Source organism: Arthrobacter sp. SE2 (assembly GCF_058244265.1).
Genome location: NZ_JBZAYA010000051.1, coordinates 1 through 1,345 on the forward strand (window position 1 = coordinate 1; position 1,345 = coordinate 1,345).

2 protein-coding genes are annotated in these 1,345 nt (G+C 67.0%); both read right to left on the minus strand.

Annotated elements, in window-relative coordinates:
* On the minus strand, positions 1 to 1,118 hold a 1,118-nt coding region (gene glyA, locus AC4CS3_RS23895; protein ID WP_490785536.1), incomplete at its 3' end, for a serine hydroxymethyltransferase.
* Positions 1,115 to 1,345, minus strand: a 231-nt coding sequence (locus AC4CS3_RS23900; protein ID WP_490785537.1) for a glycine cleavage system protein H, incomplete at its 5' end; no start/stop codon positions are given. The genes glyA and AC4CS3_RS23900, both read right to left, overlap by 4 nt.

The window sequence follows — 1,345 nt, forward strand, 5'->3', positions numbered from 1 at the left end:
GGAACCGCGTTGCGGTTGACGGTGATGTCGATCGCAGCGAGGCGGTCCTCGGCTTCCTGGCCGTCGAGTTCGCAGTTGCGCAGGTCCACCAGGACCAGGTGGACGTCGGTGCCGCCGGAGATCACGTTGATCCCCTTGGCGGTGACGTCGTCCTGGACGAGGCGCTCGGCCAGGATCCGGGCACCGGCCAGCACGCGCTCCTGGCGTTCCTTGAACTCTTCCGAGCCGGCGATCTTGAAGGCCACGGCCTTGCCGGCGATCACGTGCTCCAGCGGGCCGCCCTGCTGGCCCGGGAAGACCGCGGAGTTGATCTTCTTGGCGATGTCGGCGTCGTTGGAAAGGATGATGCCCCCGCGCGGACCGGCGAGGGTCTTGTGCGTCGTCGACGTCGTCACGTGGGCGTGCGGGACCGGCGACGGGTGCAGCCCGGCGGCCACCAGCCCGGCGAAGTGCGCCATGTCCACCATGAGGTACGCGCCCACCAGGTCCGCGATCCGGCGGAACTCCGCGAAGTCCAGCTGGCGTGCATAGGCGGACCAGCCGGCCACGATCAGTGCCGGCTTGTGCTCCAGCGCCAGGGCCTCCACTTCGGCCATATCGATCCGGTGGTCCTCTTCACGGACCTGGTACGGGACGACGTTGTACAGGCGGCCGGAGAAGTTGATCCGCATGCCGTGGGTCAAGTGCCCGCCATGGGCCAGGTTCAAGCCCATGATGGTGTCGCCCGGCTTGATGAGGGCGTGCATCACCGAGGCGTTCGCCTGGGCGCCGGAGTGCGGCTGCACGTTCGCGTACCCGGCACCGAACAGGGCCTTCACCCGGTCGATCGCGAGCTGCTCGATGACGTCCACGTGCTCGCAGCCACCGTAGTAGCGCTTGCCCGGGTAGCCCTCGGCATACTTGTTGGTCAGCACCGAGCCCTGCGCCTGCATCACGGCCACGGCGGTGTGGTTCTCGGACGCGATCATTTCCAGGCCCGAACGCTGCCGGTTCAGCTCATCGTCGATCTTCGCCGCGATCTCCGGATCCAGCTCGGACAACACCGTGTCCAGGCTCGGCGAAACGACCTGCTCGAACACAATGTTCCCGGTGCCTGCGGCCCCGGTCGCGGCGCTCACAGCTCGCCACCGTTGGCGGTTGCGTACTCTTCAGCGGACATAAGCGGGCCATGTTCGATCACGGCCACCTTGAAGAGCCAGCCCGCACCGTACGGATCGTTGTTGATCAAGGCAGGATCGTCGACGACGGCGGAGTTCACTTCCGTGACCTCCCCCGTCACCGGGGAGTACAGGTCCGAGACGGACTTGGTGGACTCCACCTCGCCGCAGGTCTCCCCCGCAGTCAC